General features: G+C 32.3%; 1 protein-coding gene. It reads left to right on the forward strand.

The window, feature by feature from the left end:
- The coding region (locus AOA61_RS02470) for a hypothetical protein (RefSeq protein WP_099601078.1) at window positions 1-209 on the forward strand (209 nt) is incomplete at its 5' end.
- Window positions 210-359: the final 150 nt, after the last annotated feature.

Raw genomic sequence — 359 nt, forward strand, 5'->3', positions numbered from 1 at the left:
ATTTTTCTAGTGAAAAAATGACTATTGAAGGCAAGAATGGAAATACCATACGTTTTAAATTAAGTAATGGTAAGGGATATGGTTCTATGCCATTGGAACATATGAATTATTTAATTCGTAAAGGTTTTTTAACTCCTAATATGGATAATGCACATTTGAAAGAGGAAATAAAAAATAGGGAAGAGCACCAAGAAGATCAAATTGGATAACCAAAAGGAGAAGCTTAAGTCCCATCAGCTTCTCCTTTTGTCACTTCATGAACTACAGTTCAAGTGTTCCACTGTCAAACTCTTTTTTTAATATCGAATAAACCACAACATCAGTATACTCGTTGTTTAAAAGTTGGTGTTCTCTAAGCA

It is taken from the genome of Pseudomonas sp. 2995-1 (genome assembly GCF_002742505.1).
GTDB lineage: Bacteria > Pseudomonadota > Gammaproteobacteria > Pseudomonadales > Pseudomonadaceae > Aquipseudomonas > Aquipseudomonas sivasensis.